A 24,913-nucleotide genomic window follows, 5' to 3' on the forward strand; every position below is an offset into this window, starting at 1 on the left:
TTTTCAAACGGTACATAGCCAGCCCTGCGCGCGCAGTTCACCCATAAATTTCAGTGTGTAGGGCTTTGTATTTCCAGAGGAAGGCGCCGCTGACGAGCAAGGACATTTAATCAATGCGGGCGTGATAGGAAATCCAGTGGTATAAACTCATCGAGATCAAAAAGTTAGCAAATAATTTCTGTCCCCACGCCTGTACGCTTCTTCTATGAAGAGAGGATCCAGAATTTGTCATTCTGTTATTACCTTACTGTTTTAAACCATCCGTTATACTACCGGTAGAAGATAGCGGGAGTATTTATGAATCAAACCTATGGACGGCTAGTCAGCCGGGCGGCTATCGCGGCAACGGCGATGGCATCAGCGTTACTTTTGATCAAAATTTTTGCGTGGTGGTATACGGGATCGGTGAGTATTCTGGCGGCGTTGGTGGACTCGCTGGTGGATATTGCCGCGTCATTGACGAATTTGTTGGTCGTGCGTTATTCGCTGCAACCCGCAGATGATGAACACACGTTTGGGCACGGTAAAGCGGAGTCGCTGGCGGCGCTGGCGCAAAGTATGTTTATTTCCGGTTCGGCGTTGTTTCTGTTTTTGACCAGTATCCAGAATCTGATTAAGCCGACGCCAATGAACGACCCCGGCGTGGGGATTGGCGTTACCGTCATCGCTCTGATATGCACTATTATACTGGTCACGTTTCAGCGCTGGGTGGTACGCAAGACCCAAAGTCAGGCGGTACGGGCGGATATGCTTCATTATCAGTCTGATGTTATGATGAACGGAGCGATTCTTATCGCGCTGGGGTTATCCTGGTACGGTTGGCATCGTGCGGATGCCCTGTTTGCGTTAGGTATCGGCATCTATATTTTGTATAGCGCGTTACGTATGGGGTATGAGGCGGTGCAGTCATTATTGGATCGCGCGCTGCCCGATGCGGAACGACAGGAAATTATTGATATCGTGACGTCATGGCCGGGAGTCAGCGGCGCGCACGATCTCCGCACGCGGCAGTCAGGGCCGACTCGCTTTATTCAGATTCATTTGGAAATGGAAGATAATCTGCCGCTCGTTCAGGCGCATTTTGTGGCTGACCAGGTAGAGCAGGCGATTTTGCGGCGTTTTCCGGGTTCAGATGTCATTATTCATCAGGATCCCTGTTCAGTCGTCCCCAGGGAAGGCAGGAAGTTCGAGCTTGTATAATTGATTGTTAAAAAGTGAGCCAGGCCAGCATTTTGTGTATAAATTACCGCCATTTGGCCTGACCTGAATCAATTCAGCAGGAAGGGATTGTTATACTATCTGTATATTCGTTGGATCGTTTCGAAGTGCGAAATCGGCTTCCGGCAATAGATTTCATTTTGCATTCCAAAGTTCAGAGGTAGTCATGATTAAGAAAATCGGTGTGTTGACAAGCGGCGGTGATGCGCCGGGCATGAACGCGGCAATCCGCGGTGTTGTGCGCGCAGCGTTGACGGAAGGGCTGGAAGTCATGGGCATTTATGACGGCTATCTGGGCCTGTATGAAGATCGTATGGTGCAGCTTGACCGTTACAGCGTATCTGACATGATCAACCGTGGCGGTACTTTCCTCGGTTCTGCCCGTTTCCCGGAATTCCGTGACGAAAATATTCGCGCTGTCGCGATCGAAAACCTGAAAAAACGCGGTATCGATGCGCTGGTAGTTATTGGCGGCGACGGTTCTTATATGGGTGCAAAACGTCTGACTGAAATGGGCTTCCCGTGCATCGGTCTGCCAGGCACTATCGATAACGACATCAAAGGCACCGACTACACTATCGGCTACTTCACTGCTCTCGGCACTGTAGTGGAAGCGATTGACCGTCTGCGTGACACCTCCTCTTCTCACCAGCGTATCTCTATCGTTGAGGTGATGGGCCGTTATTGCGGCGATCTGACGTTGGCGGCGGCTATTGCTGGCGGCTGTGAGTTTATCGTGGTGCCGGAAGTTGAATTTAATCGCGAAGATCTGGTGGCGGAAATCAAAGCCGGGATCGCGAAAGGGAAAAAACACGCTATCGTCGCTATTACTGAGCATATGTGCGATGTTGACGAGCTGGCGCACTTTATTGAAAAAGAAACGGGCCGTGAAACGCGTGCGACGGTGCTCGGCCACATTCAGCGCGGTGGTTCCCCGGTACCTTACGATCGCATTCTGGCTTCCCGTATGGGCGCGTATGCTATTGACCTGCTGCTGGAAGGCCATGGCGGTCGTTGTGTCGGTATCCAGAACGAGCAGCTTGTTCATCATGACATCATCGATGCGATTGAAAACATGAAGCGTCCGTTCAAAAGCGACTGGATGGAGTGCGCGAAAAAACTGTACTGATTGTTTTTGCGCGCCTGATGGCGCTACGCTTATCAGGCCTACAGGTTGCAGAAACGTGTAGGCCGGATTAGGCGCTAGCCGCCATCCGGCAATCCCTCAGATTTATTCCTCGAAGTTATAGCCAATCTTTTTTTATTCTTTAATGTTTGGATCGCTTTCTGGCACGCTTTGCCCATCACAACACAACATAAGCGAGTCGGGCGATGAAAAAGTGGGGCGTGGGGTTCACATTATTGCTGGCGTCAACCAGCCTTCTGGCAAAGGATATTCAGTTACTTAACGTATCATACGATCCAACGCGTGAGCTGTACGAGCAGTACAACAAAGCGTTTAGCGCGCACTGGAAGCAGGAAACCGGCGACAACGTCGTGATCCGCCAATCGCACGGCGGTTCGGGTAAACAGGCGACTTCCGTTATTAACGGCATTGAAGCCGATGTCGTGACGCTGGCGCTGGCTTACGATGTGGACGCTATTGCGGAACGTGGTCGTATCGATAAAAACTGGATCAAGCGTCTGCCGGATAACTCAGCACCTTACACCTCCACCATCGTTTTCCTGGTCCGCAAAGGCAATCCAAAACAAATTCATGACTGGAACGATCTGATTAAACCCGGTGTGTCGGTGATTACGTCAAACCCGAAAAGCTCCGGCGGCGCACGCTGGAACTATCTGGCGGCATGGGGCTACGCCCTGCACCACAACAATAACGATCAGGCCAAAGCGCAGGACTTTGTCAAAGCCCTGTTTAAAAACGTTGAAGTGCTGGACTCCGGCGCGCGCGGCTCAACCAATACTTTCGTTGAACGCGGTATCGGTGATGTGCTGATTGCCTGGGAAAACGAAGCGCTACTGGCGACGAATGAACTGGGTAAAGATAAATTCGAGATAGTGACCCCGAGTGAATCTATTCTCGCAGAGCCGACCGTTTCCGTGGTCGACAAAGTGGTGGAAAAGAAAGACACCAAAGCGGTGGCGGAAGCGTATCTGAAGTATCTCTACTCGCCGGAAGGGCAGGAGATAGCAGCGAAAAACTTCTACCGTCCGCGCGATGCTGACGTGGCGAAAAAATACGACGATGCGTTTCCGAAGCTGAAGCTGTTCACCATTGACGAGGTGTTTGGCGGCTGGGCGAAGGCGCAAAAAGATCACTTCGCTAATGGCGGTACGTTCGACCAAATCAGCAAACGCTAAACCGTTTATAAACCCGGTAACGTATTATGTTACCGGGTTTTTTCTTTGCCACAATTTTGCGTTACTCTTCCCCGTCTATGGGTCACAGGGAACGCATATCATGAAAAAAACAGGCTACTTTTTACTGGCGGTGATAGTGATTGTCGCCGCGGCGGGCGTCGGTTACTGGAAATTTTCCGGCAATCCTGATGCATTACGGGAAATCGTGCTTGAACAATGCCTGCCCGATCAGTTACAGCATCAAAACCCAGCGCCGTGCGCGGAAGTCAAACCTCGCGCCGGCTATGTCGTCTTTAAAGATCGTCACGGTCCGTTGCAATATTTATTGATGCCCACCTACCGTATCAACGGTACAGAAAGCCCACTATTGCTGGAACCCGCTACGCCCAACTTTTTCTGGCTGGCCTGGCAGGCTCGCGGCTATATGAGTAAAAAATACGGGCATGATATTCCGGATAGCGCGGTCTCGCTGGCGATTAATTCGCGGCTTGGTCGTTCACAGGACCATTTGCATATCCATATTTCTTGCATCCGTCCTGACGTTCGGGAGCAACTGGATAACGATCTCACGCGCATCAGCACTCGCTGGCTTCCGCTACCGGGCGACCTGATGGGGCATGAATACCTGGCGCGCCGGGTAACCGAGAGCGAACTGGCGCAGCGTAGTCCGTTTATGATGCTGGCGGAAGAGGTGCCGGAAGCGCGCGATCATATGGGACGCTATGCGCTGGCGGTGGTACGCCAAAGCGATGGCTCTTTTGTCCTGCTGGCGACCGAGCGTAATTTACTGACCTTCAATCGCGCATCGGCGGAAGAGATTCAGGACCATAGTTGCGCCATTTTGTCTTCCCGCTGATTTTCGTTACACCCCCTGCTCATTATCTTATTGATTCTTATCCCGGTTTAAAACCGGGGTAAGATCGTGTCTATAAAAATATGTGAAACCGATCAAAAGATATAAAGGTATACCTTTATATCTTTTTGAGGATGGTTACACTCTCTTCATAGCCTCCATTGCGTGTCGGACAGGCGGCTTATTTATAAAAACGTTTTTATTTCATGTAGTGACATCATTAATTGTTCACCAGATTTGCGCTGTTAAGCGTAAAGGAATATCAACATGAAACTTTCTATCGTGGAAAAAATCGGCTTCGGCGCGGGAGATATGGCGATAAACGTTGTGATTATCGCCATGCAGCTGCTCCTCGCCTATTTCTATACCGATATCTACGGCCTGAGCGCCGCTGATGTTGGCGTACTGTTTGTGGTTGTGCGGATGATTGATGCCATTATCGATCCGGCCATGGGGGTTCTTACCGATAAACTGAATACGCGCTGGGGGCGTTATCGCCCGTGGCTGCTGTGGTTTGCTATTCCTTTTGGCTTCGCCGTTTATTTGATGTTTATTACGCCTGATATGGCTTATATGGCCAAACTGGCATGGGCCTATGGCACCTATATTCTTATGACCCTGGTCTATACCGCGATCACCATTCCCTATATTTCGATGATTGGCGTCATTACCAGCGACCCCGTCGAACGGTTAAGCGCCAACGGCTATCGTTTTGTGATGACTAAGATTGCCGCTTTCCTGGTGACTATCGTCGTACCGATGCTTGCCGTCTGGCTGGGGCAGGGTAATAAGGCTTTGGGCTATCAGTTTTCGATGGGCTTAATGGGGGCAATGGGTGCGCTGCTGTTTATCTTCTGTTTTCTTACCACGCGTGAACGCAGCGAGCCGGAAATTACCTCGCTATCGGTGGGGAAACAGTTTAAATATCTGTTACGTAACGATCAGTGGATTATTCTCGGCGTTGTTATTCTGCTGCTGATGTGCGGTTATGTTATTCGCGGTTCCGTTGCCGCTTATTACGCCAAGTATTATCTGAACGGCGGAGATAGCCTGATTTCACCCTTCCTGACTACCGGCGTCGTTGCCTCTATTTTAGCGATGATCGCCACCACCTGGATAACCAAGTTCTGGGACAAAATTAAGATGTTCCGCTACACCCAGATCATTACCTTTGTCCTGAGCGCGCTGATGTATTTCTTCGTCGGGCGTGAAAACCTTGTCCTCGCCTTTGCGTTCTATTTTCTTATTAATTTCTTCTGCGATATGCAAATGCCGGTGTTCTGGTCCTCTATCGCCGAAGCGGTGGATTACGGAGAAAAGAAAACCGGTCTGCGCGTTTCCGGGTTGGCGTTTGGCGGCATCCTCTTCTTCCAGAAGTTTGGGATGGGGATCGCGGGCGGGATACTCGGATTCCTGCTGAGCCACTTTGGCTATCAAGCCGATGTTGAACAGACCGCGCGTTCGCTCACCGGTATTGCGCTGATGATGACGCTCATTCCGGCTCTGTTCCACCTTGCGGTTGGGCTGCTTATGAAAAAGTATCTGATTAATAATGAATATTATCGAGATATTCAGCTTGCCCTGGCGCAGAAACAGGCATAAGGAGGCGCAAATGAAGGCCATGAATAAGGTTTGGGTTATCGGCGATGCCTCCGTTGATCTGGTGCCGGAAAAACAGAACAGCTATCTGAAATGCCCCGGCGGAGCGTCGGCGAACGTGGGGGTATGCGTTGCCAGGCTGGGCGGGGAGTGCGGTTTTATCGGTTGTCTTGGTGATGATGACGCCGGTCGTTTCCTGCGCCAGGTTTTTCAGGATAACGGCGTGGATGTCACGTTTCTACGCATGGATCCGGCCCTGACCAGCGCGGTGCTGATCGTTAACCTGACGGCTGATGGGGAGCGCAGTTTTACCTATCTGGTGCATCCGGGTGCCGATACCTACGTCTCGCCGCAGGACCTGCCGCCGTTCAGGCAGCACGAATGGTTTTACTTCAGCTCAATTGGCCTCACCGACAGGCCCGCTCGCGAGGCGTGCCTTGAGGGAGCGAGAAGAATGCGTGAAGCGGGTGGTTACGTACTGTTTGACGTCAATCTGCGCAGCAAAATGTGGGGGAATACTGATGAAATCCCTGAACTGATCGCCCGGTCCGCCGCACTGGCTTCTATCTGCAAAGTCTCGGCAGATGAGCTGTGCCAGCTCAGCGGGGCCAGCTACTGGCAGGATGCGCGTTATTACCTGCGCGATCTGGGCTGCGACACCACGATCATTTCGCTGGGGGCCGATGGCGCGCTGTTGATTACCGCCGAGGGGGAGTTCCATTTTCCCGCACCACGCGTCGATGTCGTCGATACCACCGGGGCAGGCGATGCTTTTGTCGGCGGCCTGCTGTTCACCCTTTCCCGCGCAAATTGCTGGGATCATGCCCTGCTGGCGGAAGCCATCAGCAATGCCAATGCCTGCGGCGCTATGGCGGTGACGGCAAAAGGCGCAATGACCGCTTTACCGTTTCCCGACCAGCTCAACACTTTTCTGTCCAGCCATTCGCTGGCACAAGCCATGACCGTGAAATAAGGAGTCATCATGCACGTTGATCAAAACAAAATACTGGGATGCCTGGTGGGCGCCGCCGCCGCGGACGCGATGGGAGCCGCGACGGAAGTACGCACCCAGCAGCAAATAAAAGACTATTTTGGCGGCTGGGTGACGACCTTTCAAAAACCGCCAGCGGACACGTTTGGCCGCTGCAATGAAGCGGGTATGTGCACGGATGATTTTATTCAGGCGAAGTACATCATGGATGCGCTGCTGCGCCATCAACGCCAGGTCAGCGACGAGGCGATGCGCGAGGCTTTTCAGCAGTGGCTGGATTACCCGTACTACGCCAACTTTACCGGCCCGACGACGCGTGCGGCAATGAAGGCAATATTCAATGATAACCGCGCCTCTTTACAGGGTGAGCTGGAAGGCGAGAAACAGTCGGTACAGATTATTAATAAGGGTAACGCGGAGGCAACGAACGGCGCCGCCATGAAGATTTGGCCAGCGGCGGTGCTGCATCCGGGTGATATTGACGCGGCGATTGACTGCGCGCTGCAGATTTGCCGTTTTACGCATAATAACGTGCTGGCGATGTCCGGCGCAGCGGCGATGGCGGCGGCAACCAGCGAGGCGTTAAGAGCGCAGACCAACGCAGACAGCATTATTGCCGCCGGTATTTACGGTGCGCAAAGGGGCTATCTGCTGGCGCAGGAGCAAGGGGCGATGATGGTCGCCGGGCCTTCCGTTGCCCGACGCATTGAACTGGCCGTGGATATCGGTAAACGTCATCGCCATTGGGAAACGGCGGTGGTGGAACTTGCTGATATTATTGGCTCCGGGCTGCACGTGAGTGAAGCGGTGCCGGCGGCCTTTGGCCTGTTCGCGTGTTGTCCGAATTCTGCCGTAGATGCTATTATCTCCGGCGTTAATATCGGCAATGATACTGATACTGTCGCCACCATGGTCGGGGCGATTTCCGGCGCATTCCATGGCGTGGAGGCTTTTCCCGCCGATTATTTAACGACTTTGGATCGTATGAATCATTTCGATTTGGCAGAACTGGCCAGGCAAATCGCAGGGTAGCGACTTCACCCTGCCGGGGACGGTAAAACGTCCCCTGCTGGCGAAGACGTGAGGTGCGCAGCTTGCAGGTTGATAAAACGAGCTTTACTCCGCTTTATAAGCAACTATTTTTTATCATCTGTCAGCAGATCCAAAATGGATCCCTGCCTTTAGGCAGCCAGCTGCCGACGCAAAAAGAGATTGCCAGAGCCTACAACGTCTCGCTGATTGTGGTTAAACAGGCCTGGAGCGAATTAATCAATGCGGGCATTATTTCCTCCCAGCGCGGAAGTGGTTCGGTGGTGTGCTCGGTACCGGAAGGCGTGAGCTACGGGCACACGTTTCGCGGTATTACCCGCGATCTCCAGGACGCCAGCGTGGCGATTGAGAACCGTATTCTGGAAATCGCGCCGCGCCGCGCGCGCGACGCTCAGGCAGACGGCTTGAGCCTGCCCGCACAGCATCACTATCTCTATATTTCGCGTATTCGTTGCCTGAATAACCGTCCGTTTAACCATGAAAAGATCTATCTCGATCTTAGCTTCTTTCCCGATCTGCAACTCACACCGCAGGCGCTGGAGCATACGTCGCTCTATTCGTTATTAAACGTCACAAGCGACTCGGCGATAGAAAAAGTTGAGGCGATTTTACCTTCCGCCGACCTGTGTGAAAAACTGCAAATTGCCGCCAATAAACCGCTGCTATCCGTTGCCAGACAGACGTTTCAGGCCGGACAAGACAACCCTTTTGAGTATTGTCGCTATTACGTACTGTCTGAATACTTTGGTGAAATTCATTATCACTGATCTGTCCGCTTAATCCTGCGATAACCCCACTATATCTGGCGTTTACCTGCCTGACTGTCCGTCGTATTCTTGCTGAAAAAATCGTCAGGAGACAGGTATGTCGCTCTGGTTGCCCCATCCTCTGTTCCTTCCTTTCATCATCGTTGGCATTACTATCCTTCTGTGGGCGACTTCGCCACTGCCGGAGTTTATGACCGCACTGCTATTTTTTGCTGCTGTGGTGGCGATGGGACCAGGGAAAGTTCCTGCGCGGGCGGGGATGCTGTGATGTATCGCGCTGGCGGTGATACGCCAAAGCGATGGCTCTTTTGTCCTGCTGGCGACCGAGCGTAATTTACTGACCTTCAATCGCGCTTCTGCCGAGGAAATTCAGGATCATCAGTGTGATATCTTGAACCAACAGGTCATCAAATGACAGCTTGATATTGCATTAACGAATACCGTTTGGAGGCCGGACAAGGCTCTCGTGGCGCTATCCGGCAAAATCTGGCGATGGCGCGGGCGTTACCAGGCCGGTGGATCTGCGGGGTGGCTGTCATTTTCCAGATGCGGCGATTTAATAAACACGCCTTTCCAGGGTTTATCGCCGTTATTAATGAGATAATGCGCCTCCCCAGGTTCGCACTGTAAAACATCTCCAGTTTGCAGGATATGAGGTGTTCCTTCCAGATACAGGCACACTTCACCGCTTAGGGTATAAAAAACCTCACAAGCGGTATTATGGCGATGGTTAGGGAATGACTGCCCTGGTTGTAGTATGACGACGCCCATATCGCAGCCCGGCCCACGGATTAAGTATTTAGGGCCATTATCGCCAAAGCGGTATTCATGATTCTTCTCATTCGTTTTTTGCATGCTTATTCTCCTGTTACAGGCCTGGCGCTTTCCAGAGGGATGTCGTTAAGCCACCATCGACCAGCGCGCGTTGATCCTGATAAACGGCCTGCCATTTTTCTCTGGCCTGCTGATAGACAGCGAAATTTTCAGGATTAGGTTTATGCTCCCGATCCCAGCGCACTAGCTTTTCTCCCGTTTCCGCCAGCGATGGCCAGATACCCACGCCAACGCCTGCGGCAATAGCGCACCCTAACGCGGTAGCTTCTTTGACGACAGGTACGTGAACGGTGAGTCCCGTAACGTCGGCAAGGATTTGGCTCCATAATTTGCCTTTAGATCCTCCGCCGGCAAAAACCAGCGAGTCGGCCTGTACGCCGGAAAACGCGGCAATTTGCTGTAAATTGCAGGCGGAAACAATGGCGGCATTCTCTTCCAGCGCGCGAAATAGGGTCGCTTTATTACACTTTTCAGGATCGATAGACAGATTGATAAACGACGGCGCGGCATGGTACCAGCGTTTAAAACGCATAACGTCAGAGAAGATGGGCATCACACCGTGCGCGCCGGGAGGCACCCGGCTGGCCATATCTTCCAGCAGGGAATACGCATCAATACCTAACCTTTCAGCGATTAGTTTTTCCTCGGCGCAAAAGGCGTCGCGGAACCAACGCATCGTTAACCCAGTAAAAAAGCTAATAGACTCGGTTTGTACCATACCGGGGATCACATGAGGATTGATGCGAACGTTCATGTTTGGGTCGGTGACCGGCGCGGGAAGATTGACCACCTGTTGCCAGAAGGTTCCGCCCAGCACGGCCGTTTGCGCCGGGCGTACGACGCCCAGTCCCAGACAGCCTAACTGCACATCGCCGCCGCCAACGATGACCGGCGTACCCGCTTGCAGGTCGCACTGTTCAGCCGCTTTCTGTGAAATGTGACCGAGCAGCGTCCCGGTTTCTTTTACCGGCGAGAGAATGTCAGAACGCAGGCCCGCCATCTGTAACAGACTACGTTTCCAGTTGCGGGTCACCAGATCCAATAACCCCGTCGTGCCTGCGTTGGAGGGATCGACCGCCAGTTCGCCGCTGAGCATAAAGGCCATCCAGTCGCTGATCATAGTGACGGTTGACGCGCGATGATAAATATCCGGACGATGGTGGGCAAGCCAGAGCAGACGCGGAATAGCGCTGAGCGCCAGCGTTTGCCCGGAGCAACGATAAACTTCCTCCTCAAAGGTGTTATCGTGCAGCTCTTTTAATTCACTGACTTCGTGCGCCGCGCGGGCGTCAACATTAGCGCAGGCCCAAATTGGTTCGCCGTTACTGTCATAAATAACAATGCCTTCACGCATCGAGCAGGCCGATACGGCAGCGATAGCCGTTGCAGGGATGGCGGCTTTCTGTAGTGCCTGACGGATACACTGGCAAGCCAGTTGCCAGTTTTTGGCAAGATCAAACTCCATCGAACCAGGCACATCCGGCACGGCCAGATGCTGCCATTCCGCTTGACCGACAGCTATTTGCTTTCCTTGTAGATCAAAAATTACTGCTCTGACGCTACCGGTACCGGCGTCAAGAGCCATCAGGTAATGTCCTGATTCAGTATGGGTACAGAGTCGAGCCATTTTTTTATCCTCGGCTATTTTTACATCGTTACATAAAATCCTGTCAGTTATTGTTTATTGAATTGAGGTAAGTGTTATTTTATTTTTCAATAAGTTGAATTATTTTCCCTGCGGTTTTCTGATCGGTAACCAGCGCATTGATATAGTTACCGCGCATAGCGGCAATAATAGCTTCTGCTTTTTGTTCGCCGCCGGCGACGCCAATCACGGTTGGGATCGTGGAAAGTGAATTTAACTTCAGGCCAATTAATTCGTTATGGATTTTGATGTCTGGAATAATTTCGCCATGAGCATCAAAAAAATAGCCCAGAATATCGCCTACTGCGCCTTTGCGGCCAATCATGAGTTGTTCACCCTGAGTGATATAGCCGGATTTTAAGATACTGGCTTGATCTTTCTGGTTAATTGCCCCAATCCCCACGATGGCGGCATCGGCAGCTTGCGCTGTGAGCATCACATCCCGCACGCTATTTTCATTGCGCAGCGTGCAGGCAATTTCCTGCGATGATGCGCGCAGCGGCGCGGGCATAATACTTACGCTACAAGCGGCATCAAGCTGGCCTATTCCGGTCATATACGGCCCCACGCCGCCGGATAACGTGACCAGTCGGATTTGTTGCGCCGAGATAAATCCGCTGAGGCGTTTTAATGTGGTCATCGTGGCTTCGCCAAAGCCGACGGCCAGCAGTTGCTGTGGCCGCAGTGACTCCATCAACATATGGGCGGCGCCGATTCCTAAGCGCAGACCAATATCGGCATCGGGTAATGCCGGCAGCACGCGGATATTCTGCAATGCGAAGTGGTTGCGCAAGGCATTTTCATACTCAAGACACCCTTCGAAGCGGGAGTTGATTTGTACGCGAATAATACCGGACTGATGCCCTTTCTCCAGCAGACGAGAAACCTTTAGCCGGGTTAGCCCCAGACGCTCGCTGATTTCACTCTGCGTCAATCCATCGTGATAGTAGAACCAGGCAATACGCGCCACCTGCTCTTCTTCGCACATTCCATAATCAGATACCAACGTATTATCGCTCATTGTCATAACCTGGCTTTACTTTGAACATTTCTAAATCATTAACACAATTGTTCAGTTATCACTCCGAAATAACCGTGATTAACGCCACAAAAACGCGTCAAATCTGAACATTTATCATCTAAAAATTCATTTATTCAGAAAACGTGATCTGGATGAGAGTTTTTTGACCAAATAACTACTACCGTTTTGAACAATTTCTTTTTCAAAAAACATTTGTTCAGTCCCGTCAGTCAACATTGAGGGAGCGGAGGCAACATGCAAATCAGTCACAATACTGCATCCCCTCTGATTTGTGTGCAGAACATTTATAAAAGTTATTCCGGCGTCGAAGTACTAAAGGGAATTGACTTTACTCTGCATGCGGGAGAGGTGCACGCATTGCTTGGCGGCAATGGTGCGGGTAAATCAACATTAATGAAGATTATTGCCGGTATAGTCCCGCCAGATGGAGGGACTATCGATATTGCTGGTGTGCGTTGCAGCCATTTAACGCCTCTGAAGGCGCACCAGTATGGCATTTACCTGGTTCCCCAGGAGCCTCTGTTATTTCCGAGTTTATCTGTGCGGGAAAATATCTTGTTTGGCTTACAGGGACGTCAGGCCTCCATGGAAAAAATGCAGCAGCTATTAAAGGCGATGGGATGCCAACTCGATCCGGCGAGCGCTGCGGGTACGCTTGATGTTGCAGACCGCCAGATCGTTGAAATTATGCGCGGCTTGATGCGCGACTCGCGAGTCTTAATTCTTGATGAGCCCACGGCGTCGTTAACGCCAGCCGAAACTGATCGGTTATTTACGCGTCTGCAAGAGTTGCTGAAAAAGGGTGTCGGAATTGTATTTATTTCTCATAAGCTGCCAGAAATTAGACAGTTAGCTCACTGCGTTAGCGTGATGCGTGACGGTAAAATCGCATTATTCGGAAAAACGCATGGCCTTTCTACCGACGAGATTATTCAAGCTATCACCCCGGCAACGCAGGGCGTCAGTCTTTCCGCGAATCAAAAGTTGTGGCTGGAATTGCCTGGCAGCCGCCCGCAGAACGAACGCGGCGCGACGGTATTAGCGCTGGAGTCACTGACGGGCGAAGGTTTTATGAATATCAACCTTGAGGTGCGGGCAGGCGAAATCCTTGGTCTGGCCGGGTTGGTCGGCGCGGGACGCACAGAACTGGCTGAAACGCTGTACGGTATTAGACCGGTCAATGCGGGGCGGATGCTGTTCAATGGTCAAGAAATTAACGCCCTGACAACCCAACAGCGGTTGCAGCTCGGCCTGGTCTATTTGCCGGAAGATCGGCAGTCATCCGGGCTGTATCTTGACGCTTCCCTGGCATGGAATGTCTGTTCGCTGACCCACAACCAAAAAGGATTTTGGATAAAGCCCCAGCGGGATAACGCCACCCTTGAACGTTACCACCGCGCGTTAAATATCAAACTCAATAATGCCGAACAGGCGGCGCGTACTTTATCCGGCGGTAACCAGCAAAAAGTATTGATTGCCAAATGCCTGGAAGCCTCTCCGCAATTACTGATTGTCGATGAACCGACCCGCGGTGTCGATGTCTCCGCCCGCAGCGATATTTATCAGCTGTTGCGCAGTATCGCGCAACAAAATGTCGCAGTGCTGTTTATTTCCTCCGATCTGGAAGAGATAGAGCAGATGGCCGATCGCGTATATGTCATGCACCAGGGGGAACTGGGGGGGCCTGCGTTATGCGGCGAGGAAATTAACGTTGATACCATCATGCACGTTGCGTTTGGCGAACATGGTGCGTCGGAGGCAACATGTTGAAATTCATCCAAAATAACCGGGAAGCGACGGCACTGCTGGCAATAGTCTGTTTATTCGTGTTTCCTGGCGCGCTGGATAGCCAGTATTTGAGCGTGCAAACGCTGACAATGGTTTTCAGTAGCGCGCAAATTTTGATGCTGTTGGCGATTGGCGCGACGATGGTAATGCTCACCCGCAATATTGATGTATCGGTGGGCTCGACGACAGGCATGTGCGCGGTATTGCTGGGAGTGATGTTAAACGCCGGCTATAGCCTGCCGGTCGCCTGCCTGGCCACACTAATATTAGGAATTGTCGCCGGATTTTTTAATGGCGTACTGGTTGCCTGGTTGAAGATACCCGCCATTGTCGCCACGCTGGGAACGCTGGGCTTGTATCGTGGGATCATGCTGCTATGGACAGGGGGGAAATGGATTGAAGGATTACCCGCAGGCTTAAAGCAACTCTCTGCTCCGGTGTTTCTGGGAATTTCCGCAATCGGCTGGTTTACCCTGGTGTTAGCGCTGCTTATGGCCTGGCTCCTGGCGAAAACCGCCTTTGGCCGCAATTTTTACGCCACCGGCGATAACCTGCAGGGCGCCCGGCAATTGGGTGTCCGTACCGAGATGGTACGCATCATGGCATTTTCACTTAATGGCGGTATGGCGGCATTGGCTGGAATCGTGTTTGCCTCGCAGATTGGCTTCATTCCCAATCAAACCGGCACGGGGCTGGAAATGAAAGCCATCGCGGCCTGCGTATTGGGGGGAATTAGCCTGTTAGGCGGGTCAGGCACGGTCATCGGCGCTATTCTCGGCGCTTATTTTCTTACGCAAATCGATAGTGTGTTAGTGCTGCTGCGTATCCCCGCCTGGTGGAACGATTTTATTGCTGGCCTGGTATTGTTGGGCGTACTGGTATTCGATGGGCGGCTGCGTTGCGCATTACAACGCAATCTGCGCCGCCAGAAATATGCCCGTTTTATATCACCACCCACTCCACTACAGGCGGAAGCAAAAACGCACGCACAACAGAATAAAAACAAAGAGGTGGCATGATGAATCCATGGCGACGCTATAGCTGGGAAATTGCGCTGGCAGCCTTATTGATCTTTGAAATTCTGGCTTTCGGTCTGATTAATCCACGTTTATTAGATATTAATGTCTTACTTTTTAGCACTAGCGATTTTATTTGTATCGGTATTGTCGCTTTGCCGCTAACAATGGTTATTGTCAGCGGTGGTATGGATATTTCCTTTGGTTCTACAATCGGGCTATGCGCGATTACCCTGGGTGTGCTGTTTCAGCTCGGTATGCCGCTACCTTTAGCGATTATTATTACCCTACTACTCGGCGCAATATGTGGGCTGATAAATGCCGGACTTATTATTTATACCGGCGTAAACCCGTTGGTGATTACCCTGGGAACCATGTATTTATTTGGTGGTAGCGCATTATTGTTATCTGGTATGGCTGGCGCCACGGGTTATGAAGGTATTGGTGGATTTCCCACAGCGTTCACTGACTTTGCCAATATTTCATTTCTTAGTATTCCCATGCCGCTTATTTTTTTTCTTGTGTGCTGTCTGTTTTTCTGGCTGCTCATGCATCGTACGCATATGGGACGCAACGTTTTTCTGATTGGCCAGAGCGCCCGTGTCGCGCAGTACAGCGCGATCCCGGTGAATCGCACGTTGTATACCGTGTATGCCATGACCGGATGCGCCTCCGCGATCGCCGCCGTATTACTGGTTTCTTACTTTGGCTCCGCACGTTCGGATCTGGGCGCCTCTTTCCTGATGCCGGCCATTACGGCGGTTGTGCTGGGAGGCGCCAATATTTATGGCGGCTCCGGGTCGATTATGGGGTCCGCGTTGGCGGCGCTGCTGGTGGGATTTTTACAGCAGGGGCTACAGATGGCCGGAGTGCCGAATCAAATTTCCAGCGCATTGTCCGGTGCGCTTCTCATTGTTGTTGTCGTTGGTCGTTCCGTTAGTTTGCATCGTCACCAAATCCTTGAATGGTACTCACGCCGTCGCAATGCGCATCAGGCATGATTTCCTTTTGAAATTTATGGAGAAAAAAATGGCAAGACACAGCATTAAAATGATCGCCTTACTCACTGCGTTTGGTCTGGCATCTGCGGCAATGACCGTGCAGGCGGCAGAGCGGATTGCTTTTATTCCCAAACTGGTTGGCGTGGGCTTTTTTACCAGCGGCGGCAATGGCGCGCAGGAAGCGGGAAAAGCGCTGGGCATTGACGTAACTTACGATGGCCCTACAGAGCCCAGCGTCTCAGGCCAGGTTCAACTGGTGAATAACTTTGTCAATCAGGGGTATGACGCCATTATCGTTTCTGCCGTTTCGCCTGACGGCCTGTGCCCGGCGTTGAAGCGGGCAATGCAAAGAGGCGTGAAAATATTAACCTGGGATTCCGATACCAAGCCGGAGTGCCGTTCTTACTATATCAATCAAGGGACGCCAAAACAGCTCGGCAGCATGCTGGTAGAGATGGCCGCTCATCAGGTGGACAAAGAGAAAGCGAAAGTCGCTTTCTTCTATTCCAGCCCAACGGTGACCGACCAGAACCAGTGGGTGAAAGAAGCTAAAGCCAAAATTAGCCAGGAACATCCGGGGTGGGAGATAGTCACTACCCAGTTTGGCTATAACGATGCCACGAAATCGCTCCAGACGGCGGAAGGTATCATCAAAGCGTATCCCGATCTGGATGCCATCATCGCGCCTGACGCTAACGCTTTACCTGCTGCGGCACAGGCGGCGGAGAACCTTAAACGCAATAATCTCGCGATTGTTGGTTTTAGTACGCCGAATGTAATGCGCCCTTATGTTCAGCGCGGCACTGTTAAAGAATTTGGCCTGTGGGATGTCGTCCAACAGGGAAAAATTTCCGTATATGTCGCCAACGCGTTGCTGAAAAATATGCCAATGAATGTCGGTGACTCACTGGATATTCCCGGCATCGGCAAAGTCACCGTTTCACCTAATAGTGAGCAGGGATATCACTATGAGGCAAAAGGTAACGGCATTGTGTTATTGCCGGAGCGTGTCATTTTCAACAAAGACAATATCGACAAATATGATTTCTGATAACTGTTATGTATCGACGGAGTAAAGAATGGCTGATTTAGATGATATTAAAGATGGCAAAGATTTTCACACCGATAAACCACAAACTAACACTTTGTTCGCATTAAAAGGCTGTGGCGCGCTGGATTGGGGAATGCAGTCCAGACTGGCGAGGATTTTTAATCCCAGGACCAGAAAAACGGTCATGCTGGCCTTTGACCATGGATATTTCCAGGGGCCGACAACCGGACTTGAGCGTATTGATATCAATATTGCGCCGCTCTTTGAATATGCTGATGTCTTAATGTGTACTCGCGGCATATTACGCAGTGTGGTACCTCCGGCAATCAATAAACCAGTCGTTTTACGCGCGTCCGGGGCAAATTCTATTCTCACTGAATTAAGCAATGAGGCGGTTGCGGTGGCGATGGATGACGCTGTGCGGTTGAATAGCTGTGCTGCTGCCGCACAGGTTTATATTGGTAGTGAGCATGAACATCAGTCGATTAAAAATATTATTCAACTGATTGATGCCGGGTTACGCGTCGGGATGCCAATAATGGCAGTGACCGGGGTGGGTAAAGATATGGCTCGCGACCAGCGTTATTTTTCACTGGCAACGCGTATCGCTGCGGAAATGGGGGCGCAAATTATCAAAACGTATTATGTCGATAAAGGTTTTGAGCGTATTGCAGCAGGTTGTCCGGTGCCGATTGTCATCGCCGGCGGTAAAAAACTGCCTGAACGTGAAGCATTGGAAATGTGCTATCAGGCGATTGACCAGGGGGCTTCTGGCGTAGATATGGGGCGTAATATATTCCAGTCAGAAGATCCGGTAGCCATGATTAAAGCGGTACATGCTGTCGTTCATCATAACGAAACAGCAGAGCGTGCTTATGAGCTGTTTTTGAGTGAGAAAGGTTAAATGAGATCGCTTCCCCATCTTTTACCGATGCGAGGAGATGGGGATGACTGTTATTTTATTTGGAATAATCAGGGGGTTAATGATGCACGTTACGCTGGTTGAAATTAACGTTCATGATGACAAGGTTGAACAATTTATCGATGTTTTTCGGCAGAATCATCTGGGCTCAATTAAAGAGCCGGGTAACTTGCGTTTTGATGTTCTGCAGGATCCGCAGGTGCCTACGCGATTTTATATTTATGAAGCCTACGTTGATGAACAGGCCGTCGCTTTTCACAAGACAACGCCACACTACAAAACTTGCGTGGAGCAGCTTGAACCGTTGATGACCGGTCCGCGGACAAAAAAAGTTTTTATGGGTTTGATGCCTTAAGGAGCGCTCATGAACAGCCAGTTTGCCGGATTAACGCGCGAAGCATGTGTGGCATTGTTAGCGTCATATCCGCTTAGTGTGGGTATTCTGGCAGGGCAGTGGATTGCGTTGCATCGCTATCTGCAACAGTTGGAAGCGCTAAACCAGCCGCTGTTGCATTTGGATTTGATGGATGGCCAATTTTGCCCGCAGTTTACCGTTGGGCCATGGGCAGTTGGGCAACTGCCGCAAACCTTTATCAAAGATGTTCATTTGATGGTAGCGGATCAATGGACGGCGGCGCAAGCCTGCGTGAAGGCGGGAGCACACTGCATCACGCTTCAGGCTGAAGGCGATATTCATCTGCATCATACGCTAAGCTGGCTTGGTCAGCAGACCGTGCCCGTTATCGGCGGTGAAATGCCGGTGATTCGGGGGATTAGTTTATGCCCGGCAACGCCTCTGGATGTCATTATCCCTATTCTGAGCGACGTTGAGGTTATTCAACTACTGGCAGTGAACCCTGGATACGGCAGTAAAATGCGCTCCAGTGATTTGCACGAGCGCGTGGCGCAGCTTCTCTGTCTACTTGGTGATAAACGCGAAGGTAAAATTATCGTTATTGATGGGTCGTTAACGCAGGATCAGTTGCCTTCGCTGATTGCACAGGGCATCGATCGTGTTGTTTCTGGTAGTGCGTTATTTCGTGATGATCGGCTGGCTGAGAATACGCGGAGCTGGAGGGCGATGTTTAAGGTTGCCGGGGATACTACTTTCTTACCCTCCACAGCATAAATGCCGGATGGCGGCTTTACCTTATCAGGCCTACATAAGCACTCGGCTGGTAGGCCTGATAAGCGCAGCGCCATCAGACATTGATTGGCAATTAAGCCTGTTTAGCAGCTTCTGCTGCTTTCACGATCACGGCGAAGGCGTCAGCTTTCAGAGAAGCGCCGCCTACCAGCGCGCCGTCGATGTCCGGCTGCGCGAACAGTTCGGCTGCGTTGGAGGCATTAACAGAACCGCCGTACTGGATAATGACCTGTTCAGCGATTTTCGCGTCAGCTTTAGCAATGTGGTCACGGATGAATTTGTGCACTGCCTGCGCCTGCGCAGGAGTTGCAGATTTACCGGTACCGATCGCCCATACGGGTTCGTAAGCGATAACCGCGCCTTCAAAGGCTGCCGCGCCCTGCGTTTTCAGTACCGCGTCGATTTGGCGTGCGCACACTTCTTCTGTTTTGCCCGCTTCGTTTTCCGCTTCGGTTTCACCGATGCACAGTACCGGCGTCAGACCTTGTTCTTTCAGTACGGCGAATTTTTTGGCGATCAGCTCGTCAGATTCTTTGTGATAAGTACGACGCTCGGAGTGGCCGATAATAATGTACTGCGCGCCGATATCTTTCAGCATTTCAGCCGAAGTTTCACCGGTGAATGCGCCAGACAGATTCAGATCAACGTTCTGCGCGCCCAGCATGATGTGGCTGCCGGCAGCAGCGCGTTTCGCCAGATCGATATACATTTCCGGCGGAGCGATTGCCACGTCGCAGCCTGCTACGCCCGCCAGTTCTTTACGCAGGTTAGCCACCAGTTCGTTTACCATGTGGCGGCTGCCGTTCAGTTTCCAGTTACCCATCACTAAAGGATGTCGCATTTCATTTCTCCACGCTTAGTCAGCGAATTAAGGAAGATGGCCGCTCGTCAGAGCAGCATGGTCTGTGAAACAGTATAGAGATTCATCCCCGGAAAGGCTTTGCTTTTTGTCATCAATTCGCCCCTTCCAGATTTTCAGATAACGCCAGCTTAATCGGTTCAACCGCGAAGGTCAGCCCCTTTTCGCCGTTATCTGCGACAACATAACGTACCGCGCCTTCGGTCTCGGCGTAATAGTGTTTACCTTTACCGGCGATAAGCATCTTTTGCAGTTTTTTCTGGCTTTGCTCTTTTGTCAGCAACGGGGCGACAGTGCGAATAATGGCGGCCATATATTCCAGCGCTTTCGCTTTCGCCGCTTTCTGTTCCGGCCCCTGAATGGGCAGCCAGGTAATCTGCATACTTTTCACTTTGAGCGTACCGCGCTCCAGCGCCGTGGAGGCATACAGATTTTCGTTAATCTTACTGGCGGCGCGGGTCAGATTCGCCTTATCGCGGCTATTCTCAATGGCGCGAAATTCATTGAGCGGCAGATCGGGATTCTGGCGGTTAAAGTTCTCACGAAACTGGCTAATAGAAAGATCAAAGGTTGGCGAGCCCGCCAGCAAATAGGGCGCTGTCGTGGTCGATGAAGAGAGCTGCGCGTGCGCCGTTATGCTGGCGGTGAGAGCAGAAAACAACAGTAAAAACAGAGTACATCCTGGCTTCATCAATCTTACCTTTCGTTAGGACTGCTCACGATTAAAACGATAACTGTCGGGCTTGTCAAAAGGGTAAACTGTAGCGGAAGGCAAAATATAAGGAACTTACATGACCATACAGCAATGGTTATTCTCATTTAAAGGGCGTATCGGACGCCGTGATTTCTGGATTTGGATCGGCCTCTGGTTTGCCGGGATGCTGGCGCTATTTTCGCTGGCGGGGAAAAATCTGCTTGATATCCAAACGGCGGCATTTTGCCTGGTGTGCCTGCTGTGGCCGACCGCCGCCGTCATGGTCAAACGTCTGCATGACCGGGGACGCTCCGGCGCGTGGGCGTTGCTAATGATTCTGGCGTGGATGCTGCTGGCCGGAAACTGGGTGATGCTGCCGGGGATGTGGCAGTGGGTCGTCGGGCGATTTATTCCGACGCTGATCCTGGTGATGATGCTTATCGATCTGGGCGCATTTGTCGGTGTTCAGGGGGAAAATAAGTTTGGGAAAGCGACACAGGACGTGAAGTTTAAAGCAGAACCGTGAACGGGCGGTAAACCGTAATTTGCCCGGTGGCGCTGACGCTTACCGGGCCTACAGATTGGTGATGATTTGCAGGAGGCCGGATAAGCCCCAGCTGCTATTCGGTAAAACATCACCAGTAATGTTCAGCCGTCATCTGCCCCGGTCGGCGGCGCAGATGTTTAGTCATCTGTCGGGTCTCTTTCAGCAGTTGCTGCGTATCGCGCACCATCTGCGGGTTCCCGCACAGCATGACGTGGCTGGTCTCTTTATCCATCGGCAATCCAACGGCTTTTTCCAGCTCGCCGTTTTCAATGAGCGCAGGCACGCGCCCGGTAAGCGAGCCTGGCACGCTCTCCCGGCTGACCACCGTTTGGATGCGCAGCTTGCCTTCATAACGCTGTTGCAGTTCCAGCATTAGCGGCAGATAGCTTAAATCGGCGGCGAAGCGTGCGGCGTGGACCAAGACCAGATTTTTAAAGCGCGCGACATCCTGGCCATATTGCAGAATAGACAAATACGGGCCAATAGCGGTTCCGGTCGCCAGCATCCATAGCGTCTCGCAGTCAGGCACTTCATCCAGTACAAAGAAACCCGACGCGTCGCTGACCACTTGCACCTCATCGCCAGGTTTTAGCGCTGCCAGCCGCGGGCTGAGCTTTCCTTGCGGCACCGTCACCAGATAAAACTCTAAATTCGGATTGTCAGGCGCATTGACATAGGAATACGCGCGCTGAACGCGCTCGCCATCGATCTCCAGTCCGAGTTTGGTAAATTGGCCTGCAGTAAAAGGGTTAATGGGGGCGTGAACGGTCAGGCTGAACAGTGCGTCAGTCCAGTTTTGCACCTTAGTGACTTTACCTGTTACCCAATCGGCCATGGTTTTCTCCTGTTCTGAATCGCTAACCTTATCTTCGTTCGTCAGGAGAAAGATTTCCAGCCCCGCGAGGCTGGAAGGCTCTAACTAACAAATACGCTAGAGGATATGCGTCTGTACATCCGGATCTTTACGATCAAGATAGTGGATCGACTGAATGCGGCGGATGGTGCGTGATTTGCCGCGGATCAGCAGTGTTTCCGTCGTGGCGATATGGCCTTTCCGGCTAATTCCTTCCAGCAGATCGCCTTTCGTGATGCCGGTCGCGGAGAAAATAACGTTATCGCTACGCGCCATGTCGCCCAGGCATAACGCCTTGCCCGCTTCAATGCCCATTGCTTTGCAGCGCGCCAGTTCCTGTTCGCCAATGCGGCGGTTTTCTTCGCTGTCGCCTTTCACGTCATGGCGCGCCAGCAGACGCCCCTGCATATCGCCGTCCAGCGCGCGGATCACCGCTGCGGATACCACGCCTTCTGGTGCGCCGCCAATCCCGTACAGCACGTCGACTTCGCTATCTGGCATACAGGTCAGAATTGAGGCCGCGACGTCGCCGTCAGGAATGGCAAACACGCGTACGCCCAGTTTAGCCATCTCTGCGATAACATCGTCATGACGCGGTTTTGCCAGAATGGTCACGGTCAGATCGCCAAGCGGTTTACCCAGCGCATCCGCGATGTTGCGCAGGTTATCCGCCAGCGGCAGATTGAGATCGATCGCCCCTTTGGCGCCCGGACCGACAATCAGTTTTTCCATATACATATCGGGCGCATTCAGGAAGCAGCCTTTATCGCCGACCGCCAGCACCGCCAGCGCGTTCGCCTGACCCATCGCCGTCATGCGCGTGCCCTCAATCGGATCGACGGCGATATCTACCGCATCGCCGTGGCCGGTACCGACTTTCTCGCCGATATAGAGCATCGGGGCCTCGTCGATTTCGCCTTCGCCAATCACGATGGTGCCGTCAATGTTGACCTGGTTGAGCATGATACGCATGGCGTTGACTGCCGCGCCGTCCGCGGTATTTTTATCGCCGCGTCCCAGCCATTTGTAGCCAGCCAGCGCCGCCGCTTCGGTCACACGGGAAAATTCGATGGCAAGTTCTCGTCTCATAACAAACTCGTAGCAAAAAGGAGTGGCGCGCAGTGTAGCACAGGGGAAGGAGGGAATAATTGATGTGTGTGCGGAGTTGCCCCCGCACAAAGATTTTGCCGGATGGCGACCTTACTTGTCGTGATCTTCCCACGCCATTGCGCGTTTAACCGCTTTCTTCCAGCCGCTATAACGGTAGTTACGCTCGGTGGTTTCAATGCCGGGGCGGAATTCTCGCTCAATGACGGCTTTTTCCTGCAGCTCGTCCAGGTTCTGCCAGTAACCGACGGCCAGACCAGCCAGATAGGCGGCGCCCAGCGCGGTCACTTCGCGCACTTCCGGGCGTTCCACCCGCGTGCCGAGAATATCTGACTGGAACTGCATCAGGAAGTTGTTGGCCACTGCGCCGCCGTCCACACGCAGAGCGTGCAGGCGGATGCCGGAGTCGGCCTGCATCGCTTCCAGTACGTCGCGGGTCTGGTAAGCGATGGATTCGAGCGTCGCGCGGATAATGTGATTAGAGTTCACGCCGCGAGTCAGGCCAAAAATGGCGCCGCGGGCATACGGGTCCCAGTACGGCGCGCCCAGACCGGTGAAGGCCGGAACCACGTAGACACCGTTGGTATCTTTCACTTTCGTGGCGAAATATTCGGAGTCGAACGCGTCGCTGATGAGCTTCATTTCATCACGCAGCCATTGAATGGACGCTCCCGCCATAAACACCGCACCTTCCAGCGCATAGTTGACTTCGCCGCTTGGGCCGCAGGCGATGGTGGTCAGCAGGCCGTTTTCCGATTTTACCGCTTTCTCGCCGGTGTTCATCAGCATAAAGCAGCCGGTGCCGTAGGTATTCTTTGCCATTCCTTCCTTTACGCACAGTTGACCGAATAGCGCGGCCTGCTGATCCCCGGCAATCCCGGCGATAGGAATACGTGTACCGCCTTTACCGCCAATATTGGTCTGGCCGTAGACTTCGGAGGACTTACGTACCTGGGGCAGCATCGCGCGTGGGATATCCAGCACGTCCAGCATTTTATCGTCCCAGTCCAAATCATGGATGTTGAACAGCATGGTTCGTGAGGCGTTGGTGTAATCCGTAACGTGGACGCGGCCCTGCGTCATCTTCCAGATAAGCCAGGTATCCACCGTACCGAACAGCAGCTCGCCACGCTTCGCGCGTTCGCGCGAACCTTCCACATGGTCAAGGATCCATTTCACTTTAGTGCCAGAGAAGTACGGGTCGACGACCAGACCGGTATTGTCGCGGATGTAATCTTCCAGACCGTCGCGTTTAAGCTGTTCGCAAATATCGGCGGTACGACGGCACTGCCAGACAATAGCGTTGTATATCGGTTTGCCGGTTTCACGTTCCCAGACGATCGCGGTTTCACGTTGGTTGGTGATACCGATAGCGGCAATCTGATCGGAACTGATATCGGCCTTAGCCAGTACTTCTACCAGCGTTGAGCTTTGGGACGCCCAAATTTCCATCGGGTCGTGTTCTACCCAGCCTGGCTTAGGATAAATTTGCTCAAATTCACGCTGTGATACGCTGACGATATTCGCGTCATGATCCATAACGACCGCGCGGGAGCTGGTGGTACCCTGGTCGAGCGCAACGATATATTTTTTTTCAGTCATAATTT

The 24,913-nt window shown here is 52.2% G+C and carries 24 protein-coding genes and 2 pseudogenes; 18 read left to right on the forward strand and 8 right to left on the reverse strand.

The window, feature by feature from the left end; translation table 11 throughout:
• Nucleotides 1-297 precede the first annotated feature (297 nt).
• The 10 genes and pseudogenes from fieF to ACLJR2_RS14570 all read left to right on the forward strand — a co-directional run.
• On the forward strand, nucleotides 298-1,200 hold the full coding sequence (fieF, locus tag ACLJR2_RS14525) for a CDF family cation-efflux transporter FieF (RefSeq protein WP_001077321.1): 903 nt from the start codon (nucleotides 298-300) through the stop codon (nucleotides 1,198-1,200).
• 184 nt (nucleotides 1,201-1,384) lie between these two features.
• On the forward strand, nucleotides 1,385-2,347 hold the full coding sequence (pfkA, locus tag ACLJR2_RS14530; protein WP_000591793.1) for a 6-phosphofructokinase: 963 nt from the start codon (nucleotides 1,385-1,387) through the stop codon (nucleotides 2,345-2,347).
• A 203-nt stretch (nucleotides 2,348-2,550) separates the two neighbouring features.
• Nucleotides 2,551-3,540: a sulfate ABC transporter substrate-binding protein gene (locus tag ACLJR2_RS14535; protein ID WP_000758721.1), complete on the forward strand. Its 990-nt coding sequence runs from the start codon at nucleotides 2,551-2,553 to the stop codon at nucleotides 3,538-3,540.
• Nucleotides 3,541-3,640: 100 nt separating this feature from the next.
• Nucleotides 3,641-4,396, forward strand: a complete 756-nt coding sequence (locus tag ACLJR2_RS14540) for a CDP-diacylglycerol diphosphatase (RefSeq protein ID WP_000750756.1) — start codon at nucleotides 3,641-3,643, stop codon at nucleotides 4,394-4,396.
• A 264-nt stretch (nucleotides 4,397-4,660) separates the two neighbouring features.
• Nucleotides 4,661-5,995 (forward strand): MFS transporter, encoded by a 1,335-nt coding sequence (locus ACLJR2_RS14545; protein ID WP_000777321.1) that lies wholly within the window; start codon nucleotides 4,661-4,663, stop codon nucleotides 5,993-5,995.
• A gap of 10 nt (nucleotides 5,996-6,005) precedes the next feature.
• Entirely contained in the window at nucleotides 6,006-6,965 is a 960-nt protein-coding gene (locus ACLJR2_RS14550) for an aminoimidazole riboside kinase (protein WP_000646508.1), read from the forward strand.
• 9 nt (nucleotides 6,966-6,974) lie between these two features.
• Nucleotides 6,975-8,015 carry an ADP-ribosylglycohydrolase family protein gene (locus tag ACLJR2_RS14555; RefSeq protein ID WP_000557882.1) on the forward strand — a complete coding sequence of 347 codons (1,041 nt, stop codon included), beginning with the start codon at nucleotides 6,975-6,977 and terminating at the stop codon, nucleotides 8,013-8,015.
• Nucleotides 8,016-8,077: 62 nt separating this feature from the next.
• Nucleotides 8,078-8,800: a GntR family transcriptional regulator gene (locus ACLJR2_RS14560; protein ID WP_001534587.1), complete on the forward strand. Its 723-nt coding sequence runs from the start codon at nucleotides 8,078-8,080 to the stop codon at nucleotides 8,798-8,800.
• Nucleotides 8,801-8,897: 97 nt separating this feature from the next.
• Nucleotides 8,898-9,023, forward strand: a pseudogene (locus tag ACLJR2_RS14565) (hypothetical protein); the annotation flags it as partial.
• A gap of 51 nt (nucleotides 9,024-9,074) precedes the next feature.
• Nucleotides 9,075-9,215 (forward strand): annotated as a pseudogene (locus ACLJR2_RS14570) (CDP-diacylglycerol diphosphatase); the annotation flags it as partial.
• Between the two features lie 89 nt (nucleotides 9,216-9,304).
• On the opposite strand, the gene ACLJR2_RS14575 reads toward ACLJR2_RS14570, so the two are convergent.
• The 3 genes from ACLJR2_RS14575 to lsrR form a co-directional block, all read right to left on the reverse strand.
• Nucleotides 9,305-9,655, reverse strand: coding sequence for a cupin domain-containing protein (locus ACLJR2_RS14575; RefSeq protein ID WP_001173083.1), 351 nt, complete (start codon nucleotides 9,653-9,655; stop codon nucleotides 9,305-9,307).
• Between the two features lie 13 nt (nucleotides 9,656-9,668).
• The gene (lsrK, locus tag ACLJR2_RS14580) at nucleotides 9,669-11,261 is read right to left on the reverse strand and encodes an autoinducer-2 kinase (RefSeq protein WP_000113082.1); all 1,593 of its coding nucleotides are present in this window, start codon (nucleotides 11,259-11,261) and stop codon (nucleotides 9,669-9,671) included.
• Nucleotides 11,262-11,340: 79 nt separating this feature from the next.
• Nucleotides 11,341-12,300 carry a transcriptional regulator LsrR gene (gene lsrR, locus ACLJR2_RS14585; protein ID WP_001283049.1) on the reverse strand — a complete coding sequence of 320 codons (960 nt, stop codon included), beginning with the start codon at nucleotides 12,298-12,300 and terminating at the stop codon, nucleotides 11,341-11,343.
• Nucleotides 12,301-12,555: 255 nt separating this feature from the next.
• Between lsrR and lsrA the strand changes: the two genes are divergently transcribed.
• From lsrA to ACLJR2_RS14620, 7 genes are all read left to right on the forward strand, one after another.
• A complete protein-coding gene (lsrA, locus tag ACLJR2_RS14590; RefSeq protein ID WP_001167245.1) occupies nucleotides 12,556-14,091 on the forward strand; it encodes an autoinducer 2 ABC transporter ATP-binding protein LsrA in 1,536 nt (511 codons plus the stop codon).
• The gene (gene lsrC / locus ACLJR2_RS14595) at nucleotides 14,085-15,128 is read left to right on the forward strand and encodes an autoinducer 2 ABC transporter permease LsrC (protein ID WP_000911133.1); all 1,044 of its coding nucleotides are present in this window, start codon (nucleotides 14,085-14,087) and stop codon (nucleotides 15,126-15,128) included. Before lsrA ends, lsrC begins: the two co-directional genes overlap by 7 nt.
• Nucleotides 15,125-16,126, forward strand: coding sequence for an autoinducer 2 ABC transporter permease LsrD (gene lsrD, locus ACLJR2_RS14600; RefSeq protein WP_000981829.1), 1,002 nt, complete (start codon nucleotides 15,125-15,127; stop codon nucleotides 16,124-16,126). The genes lsrC and lsrD overlap by 4 nt, the downstream gene beginning before the upstream one ends.
• A gap of 28 nt (nucleotides 16,127-16,154) precedes the next feature.
• Nucleotides 16,155-17,177: an autoinducer 2 ABC transporter substrate-binding protein LsrB gene (lsrB, locus tag ACLJR2_RS14605; RefSeq protein WP_000090737.1), complete on the forward strand. Its 1,023-nt coding sequence runs from the start codon at nucleotides 16,155-16,157 to the stop codon at nucleotides 17,175-17,177.
• 28 nt (nucleotides 17,178-17,205) lie between these two features.
• Complete coding sequence (gene lsrF / locus ACLJR2_RS14610) at nucleotides 17,206-18,081, forward strand: 3-hydroxy-5-phosphonooxypentane-2,4-dione thiolase (protein WP_000774150.1); 876 nt, start codon at nucleotides 17,206-17,208, stop codon at nucleotides 18,079-18,081.
• Between the two features lie 82 nt (nucleotides 18,082-18,163).
• On the forward strand, nucleotides 18,164-18,454 hold the full coding sequence (lsrG, locus tag ACLJR2_RS14615) for a (4S)-4-hydroxy-5-phosphonooxypentane-2,3-dione isomerase (RefSeq protein ID WP_001543603.1): 291 nt from the start codon (nucleotides 18,164-18,166) through the stop codon (nucleotides 18,452-18,454).
• A gap of 9 nt (nucleotides 18,455-18,463) precedes the next feature.
• Nucleotides 18,464-19,228 carry an epimerase gene (locus ACLJR2_RS14620; RefSeq protein WP_001088047.1) on the forward strand — a complete coding sequence of 255 codons (765 nt, stop codon included), beginning with the start codon at nucleotides 18,464-18,466 and terminating at the stop codon, nucleotides 19,226-19,228.
• Nucleotides 19,229-19,319: 91 nt separating this feature from the next.
• On the opposite strand, the gene tpiA is transcribed toward ACLJR2_RS14620, so the two are convergent.
• Both tpiA and ACLJR2_RS14630 read right to left on the reverse strand, forming a co-directional pair.
• On the reverse strand, nucleotides 19,320-20,087 hold the full coding sequence (gene tpiA, locus ACLJR2_RS14625; RefSeq protein ID WP_001216335.1) for a triose-phosphate isomerase: 768 nt from the start codon (nucleotides 20,085-20,087) through the stop codon (nucleotides 19,320-19,322).
• Nucleotides 20,088-20,199: 112 nt separating this feature from the next.
• The gene (locus tag ACLJR2_RS14630; RefSeq protein WP_000802241.1) at nucleotides 20,200-20,796 is read right to left on the reverse strand and encodes a YiiQ family protein; all 597 of its coding nucleotides are present in this window, start codon (nucleotides 20,794-20,796) and stop codon (nucleotides 20,200-20,202) included.
• Nucleotides 20,797-20,896: 100 nt separating this feature from the next.
• Here ACLJR2_RS14630 and ACLJR2_RS14635 point away from each other — a divergent pair, with 100 nt between their 5' ends.
• On the forward strand, nucleotides 20,897-21,325 hold the full coding sequence (locus tag ACLJR2_RS14635) for a DUF805 domain-containing protein (protein ID WP_000155237.1): 429 nt from the start codon (nucleotides 20,897-20,899) through the stop codon (nucleotides 21,323-21,325).
• A gap of 109 nt (nucleotides 21,326-21,434) precedes the next feature.
• Here the strand turns inward: ACLJR2_RS14635 and fpr are convergent, their stop codons facing one another.
• From fpr to glpK, 3 genes are all read right to left on the reverse strand, one after another.
• The gene (fpr, locus tag ACLJR2_RS14640) at nucleotides 21,435-22,181 is read right to left on the reverse strand and encodes a ferredoxin--NADP(+) reductase (RefSeq protein WP_000796304.1); all 747 of its coding nucleotides are present in this window, start codon (nucleotides 22,179-22,181) and stop codon (nucleotides 21,435-21,437) included.
• A gap of 96 nt (nucleotides 22,182-22,277) precedes the next feature.
• Nucleotides 22,278-23,288, reverse strand: a complete 1,011-nt coding sequence (gene glpX, locus ACLJR2_RS14645) for a class II fructose-bisphosphatase (RefSeq protein ID WP_001250623.1) — start codon at nucleotides 23,286-23,288, stop codon at nucleotides 22,278-22,280.
• A gap of 111 nt (nucleotides 23,289-23,399) precedes the next feature.
• Entirely contained in the window at nucleotides 23,400-24,908 is a 1,509-nt protein-coding gene (glpK, locus tag ACLJR2_RS14650) for a glycerol kinase GlpK (protein ID WP_000136808.1), read from the reverse strand.
• Between the last annotated feature and the right edge of the window lie 5 nt (nucleotides 24,909-24,913).

It is taken from the genome of Salmonella sp. SAL03688 (assembly GCF_046551895.1).
GTDB lineage: Bacteria > Pseudomonadota > Gammaproteobacteria > Enterobacterales > Enterobacteriaceae > Salmonella > Salmonella enterica.